The sequence below is a fragment of the Saccharopolyspora sp. NPDC002376 genome, from assembly GCF_053593195.1.
In genome coordinates, this window is sequence record NZ_JBSFBZ010000115.1 from 1 (window position 1) to 6,437 (window position 6,437).

A 6,437-nucleotide genomic window follows, 5' to 3' on the forward strand; every position below is an offset into this window, starting at 1 on the left:
GAGTACGCCGGGCCACCGTTGATCCCCATGCTGATGCTGGCGGCCGTGGGGGTGAGGTCCAGGATCATGCCGCGGTGCCCGCGGTAGAAGCGGGGCTTGAACTGCTCTGACATTCGGTTGTCCCTTCTGTGTCAGGCCTTTTCAGGCGGCCTGTTCGTCTTCGTGGGTCTCGTCGTCGTGGTGGAGCTGGACGACGTTGGACGGGTCGGGGGTGCAGGTTCGGACGAGTTCGGTGATGTCCTCGTCGGTGGCGTATCCGGCGCGGACCCGGACGGGGCGGCGGGAGTACTTGTCCACGCGGAACCCGATCCCGGCGTGCTCGTCGTCGGCGGGGATCTCATCGGCCAGGGCCCCGCGTTGACGCATGCCCTCCCCGAGGACCATGTCCGCGTGGTTCTCGGCGGAGGTGCGCATGCACACGCGGCTGGTGAACAGGTCCCGGACCGGGACGATGTCCTTGGTGGGTTCCTGCACGTAGGCGCAGAGCCCGGAACCGGGGGCGCGGCCCTGGGTCATGACTTCGGCCATGAGCTTGATCGCCGCCCGGGTGGTGCCGGAGCTGCCGAGGGCGGTCATCATGGCCAGCTCATCGATCATCAGCAGCCGGAACGGGGTTTCGCGGCTGACGGTGAAGTTCCGCAGGCCCTCAGCCGCCAGGTAGCGCTGGGTGGCCTTCATGTCGTCGCGGAAGGCCTCGATGACCTCCAGGCCCTTGTCGGGGTCGTCGGCATAGCGGTTGAAGAAGCCCGAATCCCGGTGACTCCCGGCGGTCATACCGCCCTTGAGGTCCAGGAAGTCGACCTTCACCATGCCCTCGCGGATCGCCGGGCCCATCGCCAGGAGCGGGTTCCAGATCAGAGAGTCCTTGCCCGAACCGGTCGCACCGCACACGAGCAGGTGTTTGCCGCCGATGAGGGGTTCGGTCCAGTCGTTGCCGTGCTCGTCCTCGCCCATGTAGATCGCCGACAGGTCCACGTCGGCGGCATCCGCGGGGATCTCCGCCGGGGCCACGATGTCGGTGAAGGGGTTGCCACGGACCACGGTCAACGCGATCACGCCGGGCTTGACCTTGGTGACCCCGAGCGCATCGGCCCGCAGCGCCATCGCCAACTCGTCCTGGGCGTCCTGGAACCGCTTGAACGACTGCCCGCGAAGCGGCTTGATGTAGAGGGTGTCGATCGACGGGGACGCCGAGCGGACCCGCAGCAGGCGGGGGACCTCGACATGGCCGGTGCGGCGGTTCTCCCGCCCGAACTCGCAGTCGATCATCAGCCCGCGCCAGCGTCTGCCGATGTAGCGCACCCAGCGTTGCCGGAACGCCCTCATCCACGGTGCGGCGTGGCGGTCGAAGGTCCCCGGGTGGCCCCGGTACCAGGACAGACCCGCCGCGCCGACCCCGGCCAGCACACCGGCGGTGGTGACCGGGCCGAACTCGACCATGCTCGTGCCCAGCACGGCCGGGGCGGTGGTCATGGCGGGGTGGCGGGCCATCCACCCGGCCGCGCGCCACTCGATTCCCTTACGACGAGAGTCCTTGCCCATTACTGATCAACTCCTGAAATGCCTTCAGCGGACATAAAGAAGGGGCTCGGCTACCGGATCTGGCAGCCGAGCCCCTGCGGGTGTGGTGCGGTCGCGCCCTAGGAGGCCTTGATGTAGGGGGCGACGTCTTCGAGATCGACCTTGTAGTTCGCGACCTGACGGGCGAGTTCGTCGTGCTCCTTCTTGAACCCGGCGGTGCGGACCTGGAGTCCGGCCATCGCGTCGCGGAGCTTGGTCATGGCCTTGTCGATGTCCTCGATCACGGCATCGACCTGGAATTTGCGTGCCATCCTCAGACCCTCCATCCGCGCGAAACGAGTTCCTTCTCCCACGTGACCGTGGAGCCGTGCAGCGCGTTGAGCTGCTCGACGGCCTTGCTGTGTGCGGCCTCCACCTCTTCGCGGGAGGGCACCTGCCAACCGACGTCCTCGTGCGAGGGCTCGACGATCTTCTTGTGGAGCCCTGCGGCTTCGGTCAGCGCGATCCGCACCACTTCCAGGGCGTTGTGCAGCTCCTGGTACTTGTTCATTGCGCGTTTGTTCAGTGCCTGCACCTGCATTGCTGATCACTCCTTTCTCGGTCGAACCTGGTTCAGGCGGGGTCGTCCTCGCCTGCGTCCATCAGTGCTTTCTCGAACTGGAACTGGGCGCGCTGCACGGAATCCATGAGGCTCATGAACTCCCGCGTGGCCGGGATTGCCGCCGTGGAATCGGTCGAGACGAAACTCGATTCCAGCCGCCACAACCGGCCGATGCACGCGCCCGTTGCTCGGATCACCTCCTCGTAATCAGCCATTGCTCTCCTTCTTGTCCAATTCCTCTAGGCGGTGCTCGGCCCAGCGTTGAATGGCCGTGATCGCCCCGAGCAATTCGTCCCGCAGGACCAGCAGCCGCCAGGAGAAAGGCAGATCGGAAGATGCGGCCACCTCGTTCTCGTAGAAACGCGCCTCGGTCTGCACGTCGGTCAGCAGCGCCCGCAACTTCTCCGTGCCGGAGTAGCTGCCGGACTCATCGCGCAGCACCGAGACCCGGCACGAGCGGCACGCCGGATCGTCAGTGAACTGCCCACACAACGGTGAGCACGTCGCCCTGCTCATGCCGCCCGCCACGGCTTGCTCAATGCCGCCCAGCGGGAGGAGGCCTGGCGGGTCCTCTTCGGAACCAGCACCGACCGCGCCGGACCGGTGTAGCGCCCGTAGCGCACCTGGTGGTTGCCGCCGACGTCCAGCCAGCGGGCGTCAATGAGCTGGTGCACCGCAGCATCCAGGTCCACGGACACCTTCTCGACCTCATCACCGGTCGTGCGCACGTAGACGTCCTCCCGGAGCTGCCCCACCAGGACGAACCCCTGAGTGGTCGCCTTGCGCAACACCTCCTCGATGAGGTCCATGTCGTTGATCGGCGGACGCGGGTTCTCCCGCGGCTTGAGCGGCTCGATCGGGTTGCCGAACAGGTCCGTTTCCTCAACCACCGCCGATCACCGCCCCGAACCCATGCAACCGGAACCGTGGAAACTGAAACCGTTCATCTCACTCACTCCCATTCACTGGCGACCACAGACAATTCATCGATTGCTTGCTCTACCTCAGACTGAGCGAACGGCATTCGCCAGTTCCGGCCGCTTTCCTTGACTCTCGTGCGCCGGGAGAACTCCTCGAGACATTCGCCAACATCCTTGAGCTTCCTCAGAATGGCTTGAATTTCCAGAGCCTCACTGGTCACCGAAACCCCTTTTCTCGTCTGCTAACTGTCGTCCGGCTCCAACCACTGCCCGCCGGTCGTCGGATCGGTCCGCACGAGCGGCTTGTACTCGTTCGGCTCAGCCACCGTTGATCACCCCGCCGGTGCCGCGGCGGCAGAACTGGTCGCCGGAGTGCCGGTAGGTCCGGTAGGTGATGTCGCATGCCGGGCAGTACTGCAATCCCAAGGACTGCATAGCAATCACTCCCTTTCGAAAATCGGAAAACCATAAAGACCCCCGGCAATAAATCCGGGGGCCAATATCGCTTTCCCGGCGCACAAATTCGCGCCGAAAAAGGCATGGCTCGGCCCACTCTGGAATTCTCAAAGAACAAACAGCCGAAAGGCTTAAAAGAAGAATGAGGAAATGGAAGTCAGATCGTGTGCGGCGAAGCTCAGAACGCCGGGGTCAGGCCGTTGGCCTTGAACGAGATGCCCGAGGAGAATCGGCCGTTGCGCTCGTTCTGCCACGGGCTCGTGGTCGCGTCGACCAGCTGGACGTAGGTGCCCTCCTCGAAGCCCTCGCCGGGGTCAACGGTCAGGGTCACCTTGATCTCCTCACCCTTCTCGGCGAACTGGCCCTCCTGCGGGCGCTTCTTCGCGAACAGCGACACCACGAACTGGTTCTCGCCCTCGCGGTTGGTGACCGGCTTCATCTCGCCCGTCTGGTCGTCTTCCTTCATCTTGATCGCCGGAGCCTCCGTGATCATCAGCTTGTAGCCCTGCATGTTGACCGGGATGTTCTTCAGCGCCATGACGTGCCTCCGTGGGTCTGGAATTTTCTTGGCCAGCTTGGCTAGCCATGTACAGATTAGACCAGCCTGGCTAGCCATGTCAACAGGTTGGTCAGCCTGGCTAGTCAGATCGTGGTTCGCTGCGTTAACCTGGGAAAATGACCGAACTCGACCCCGACGACCCCCGTCCGCCGTACCAGCAGGTCGCGAACGCGCTCCGCGCGGCGATCCTCACGAAGAAGCTCATGCCGGGCGACAAGCTCGCATCGCAGACGGAGCTCGCGAAGCGCTACGGGGTCGCTCGTATGACCATTCAGCAGGCGTTGCGGATCCTGAAAGAAGAAGGGCTCATCGTCGCGCGGCAGGGGAGCGGCGCCTTCGTTCGCGAGCGCACCGAACGCCCCGTTGGGCTTCGGCCCCACCTTGAGCGGGCTTTCGAGCAGTCGGAGGTGTCGATCGACTTTGCCGGCTTCTCTGGCGAGACCCTGAACGGCGCGCTGACTGAGCCGCTCGACAGGATCCGCAGTGGGCGCGTCCGTCCTGAGTCGATCCGGGTGCGGCTGCTCGTTCCCGACACTGAGACGCCGTGGGCCTTGCCTGCCCGCGTTGACGACATGCAGGACAGTCCTGCGTTCCGCAAGCGCGCGAGCGGAATCATGCAGCGCCACACGCTGGCGATCGTTGACACGGTGAACGAGATGGGCCGCCTTGGCCTTGTGGCAGACGCCAAAGCTGAACTCCGGGTCTATCCCGCGGTGCCGCTGTTCAAGCTCTACCTGATCAACAAGTCCGAAGCGTTCTTCGGCTACTACCCAGTCCGCGAACACGTTGTCCAGCTCGACGGCGAGGACACCCCAATCTGGGACCTCATGGGCAAAGACGCGACCTTGTTCCACCACGCAGCCGACCCGGGCGAGGAGTCGCTAAGTGGCCTGTTCATCGAACAGTCTCAAATGTGGTTCGACAGCATTTGGACGACTGTCGCGCGGGAAGCGCGTCGCTGATGAGGCCGCCCCAGGTCATCTCTCGCAGCAGCGCAGTACTGCTCGACTTTGACGGCCCGGTCTGCGCGGTCTTTGGCGGGGTCCCGGACCACGAGGTTGCCGCGGAGCTGCGCGCGCTGTTCGATGGCGCGCTACCGGACGCGGTGAACCGAAGCCGGGACCCGTTTGACGTCCTGAAGTATGCGGCCGGGGCCGACGTCTTTCCGGTCGAGATAGAGCGCCGACTAACTGAACTGGAAGTGCAGGCGGTCGAGTCTGCCCCGGCCACATTGGGTGCGGCTGAGGTTCTGGAAGCCTTTGCGCAACAAGGGATTCCGGTCGTCATCGTGTCGAACAACTCGACGGCTGCTGTCGGCGCCTATCTTCAGGCACGCGGGCTGAGCGCCAAGGTTGCCGGGATTTCCGCCCGCGAAACCGCCGATGTCGAGAAGCTCAAGCCTGAACCGCACTTGCTGCTCCAGGCGGCGAGGTCTCTCGGGGTTTCGCCCACGGATTGCGTCATGGTCGGCGACTCCGGCACAGACATTGAAGCTGCGCAGAGAGTCGGGGCTCTGAGTATCGGGTACGCGAACAAGCCGGGGAAGCGTGAGCGGCTCATGCGACACAAGCCCTCCGCCATCATCGAGCGGATGGTCGAGTTGATCTAGGCCAGCCGTCCAGCTTTCGAGGCCGTGTTGCATGACCAAGGTCAGGCAGCGCGGCCTTCTGTTGTTCTCGATGGTCCCGTCGGCACCAAGCGTGGAAGCTCTCGAATGAACCGAACGGCGGCACCCCGCAAGTCCTGAACGGCTGTGCGTCGTGAGCCTCCCCAGACAGTCGGCGGACGTAGTCCGGGTACCCGAAGACCTGCACGCACTCGCCGCCCGGCCACACGTACACGAGGTCGGCGACACCTAGTACCCAGCTTCCGCGGTTCATCTGCGCCCCCGAGAAAATCGAACTTTGAGGCCAGTCAGGCCACAGAATAAGGCCAGTAAGGCCGGTGAGGCCAGCCAGGCAGCACAGGCCAGTCCGTGCCCATACGTTCGGGGCATGCGGCTGCTCTCATCTGGTGATCTGGCGAAGGAGTTGGGCATCTCCCGCCGGTCGATCAGTCGCTACGCCGATGAGGGTCTGATCTCGATTGCGCTCGTCACGCCTGGCGGCAAATATCGATTTGACCTTGAGACAGTCCGGGCGGAACTCCATGCGCTCGCCGACAAGCGCCGCCAAGAACGACACTGATCAGCAGCTCCAGCCCGCGTATTCGATCTGAGCCCGCCACTCGGGGATGTCTGAAGTCGACACTGCCGGTCGCGTCCGCGCTCTGGCATGGAGGATCCTCATCCGGCCATGCTTCGGTGTTCAGAGTTTCTTTTCTTCATCAAGGGCGGCCCCTGCGGGGCCGCCTGCCTGCGGTTTCCCTGCCCGGGCCAGCG

11 protein-coding genes are annotated in these 6,437 nt (G+C 64.4%); 3 read left to right on the top strand and 8 right to left on the bottom strand.

All coding sequences use genetic code 11. The annotated features are described in order from the left end of the window. Window positions 1-141: 141 nt before the first annotated feature. From ACWCO2_RS36450 to ACWCO2_RS36485, 8 genes are all read right to left on the bottom strand, one after another. Complete coding sequence (locus tag ACWCO2_RS36450) at window positions 142-1,542, bottom strand: FtsK/SpoIIIE domain-containing protein (RefSeq protein ID WP_450132365.1); 1,401 nt, start codon at window positions 1,540-1,542, stop codon at window positions 142-144. 98 nt (window positions 1,543-1,640) lie between these two features. Then, complete coding sequence (locus tag ACWCO2_RS36455) at window positions 1,641-1,832, bottom strand: hypothetical protein (protein WP_450132366.1); 192 nt, start codon at window positions 1,830-1,832, stop codon at window positions 1,641-1,643. A gap of 2 nt (window positions 1,833-1,834) precedes the next feature. Then, window positions 1,835-2,101: a hypothetical protein gene (locus ACWCO2_RS36460; RefSeq protein WP_450132367.1), complete on the bottom strand. Its 267-nt coding sequence runs from the start codon at window positions 2,099-2,101 to the stop codon at window positions 1,835-1,837. Between the two features lie 32 nt (window positions 2,102-2,133). After that, the gene (locus tag ACWCO2_RS36465) at window positions 2,134-2,337 is read right to left on the bottom strand and encodes a hypothetical protein (protein WP_450132368.1); all 204 of its coding nucleotides are present in this window, start codon (window positions 2,335-2,337) and stop codon (window positions 2,134-2,136) included. Beyond that, the gene (locus ACWCO2_RS36470) at window positions 2,330-2,638 is read right to left on the bottom strand and encodes a hypothetical protein (protein ID WP_450132369.1); all 309 of its coding nucleotides are present in this window, start codon (window positions 2,636-2,638) and stop codon (window positions 2,330-2,332) included. The genes ACWCO2_RS36465 and ACWCO2_RS36470 overlap by 8 nt, the downstream gene beginning before the upstream one ends. Beyond that, window positions 2,635-3,012 carry a hypothetical protein gene (locus ACWCO2_RS36475; RefSeq protein WP_450132370.1) on the bottom strand — a complete coding sequence of 126 codons (378 nt, stop codon included), beginning with the start codon at window positions 3,010-3,012 and terminating at the stop codon, window positions 2,635-2,637. Before ACWCO2_RS36475 ends, ACWCO2_RS36470 begins: the two co-directional genes overlap by 4 nt. 62 nt (window positions 3,013-3,074) lie before the next feature. Then, window positions 3,075-3,263: a hypothetical protein gene (locus ACWCO2_RS36480; protein WP_450132371.1), complete on the bottom strand. Its 189-nt coding sequence runs from the start codon at window positions 3,261-3,263 to the stop codon at window positions 3,075-3,077. Window positions 3,264-3,676: 413 nt separating this feature from the next. Then, complete coding sequence (locus tag ACWCO2_RS36485) at window positions 3,677-4,036, bottom strand: hypothetical protein (RefSeq protein ID WP_450132372.1); 360 nt, start codon at window positions 4,034-4,036, stop codon at window positions 3,677-3,679. A 137-nt stretch (window positions 4,037-4,173) separates the two neighbouring features. Here ACWCO2_RS36485 and ACWCO2_RS36490 point away from each other — a divergent pair, with 137 nt between their 5' ends. The 3 genes from ACWCO2_RS36490 (at window position 4,174) to ACWCO2_RS36500 (ending at window position 6,243) form a co-directional block, all read left to right on the top strand. Next, complete coding sequence (locus ACWCO2_RS36490) at window positions 4,174-5,019, top strand: GntR family transcriptional regulator (protein WP_450132373.1); 846 nt, start codon at window positions 4,174-4,176, stop codon at window positions 5,017-5,019. Then, window positions 5,019-5,666, top strand: a complete 648-nt coding sequence (locus ACWCO2_RS36495; RefSeq protein ID WP_450132374.1) for an HAD family hydrolase — start codon at window positions 5,019-5,021, stop codon at window positions 5,664-5,666. The genes ACWCO2_RS36490 and ACWCO2_RS36495 overlap by 1 nt, the downstream gene beginning before the upstream one ends. Before the next feature lie 385 nt (window positions 5,667-6,051). Then, on the top strand, window positions 6,052-6,243 hold the full coding sequence (locus tag ACWCO2_RS36500) for a helix-turn-helix domain-containing protein (RefSeq protein ID WP_450132375.1): 192 nt from the start codon (window positions 6,052-6,054) through the stop codon (window positions 6,241-6,243). Window positions 6,244-6,437 lie beyond the last annotated feature (194 nt).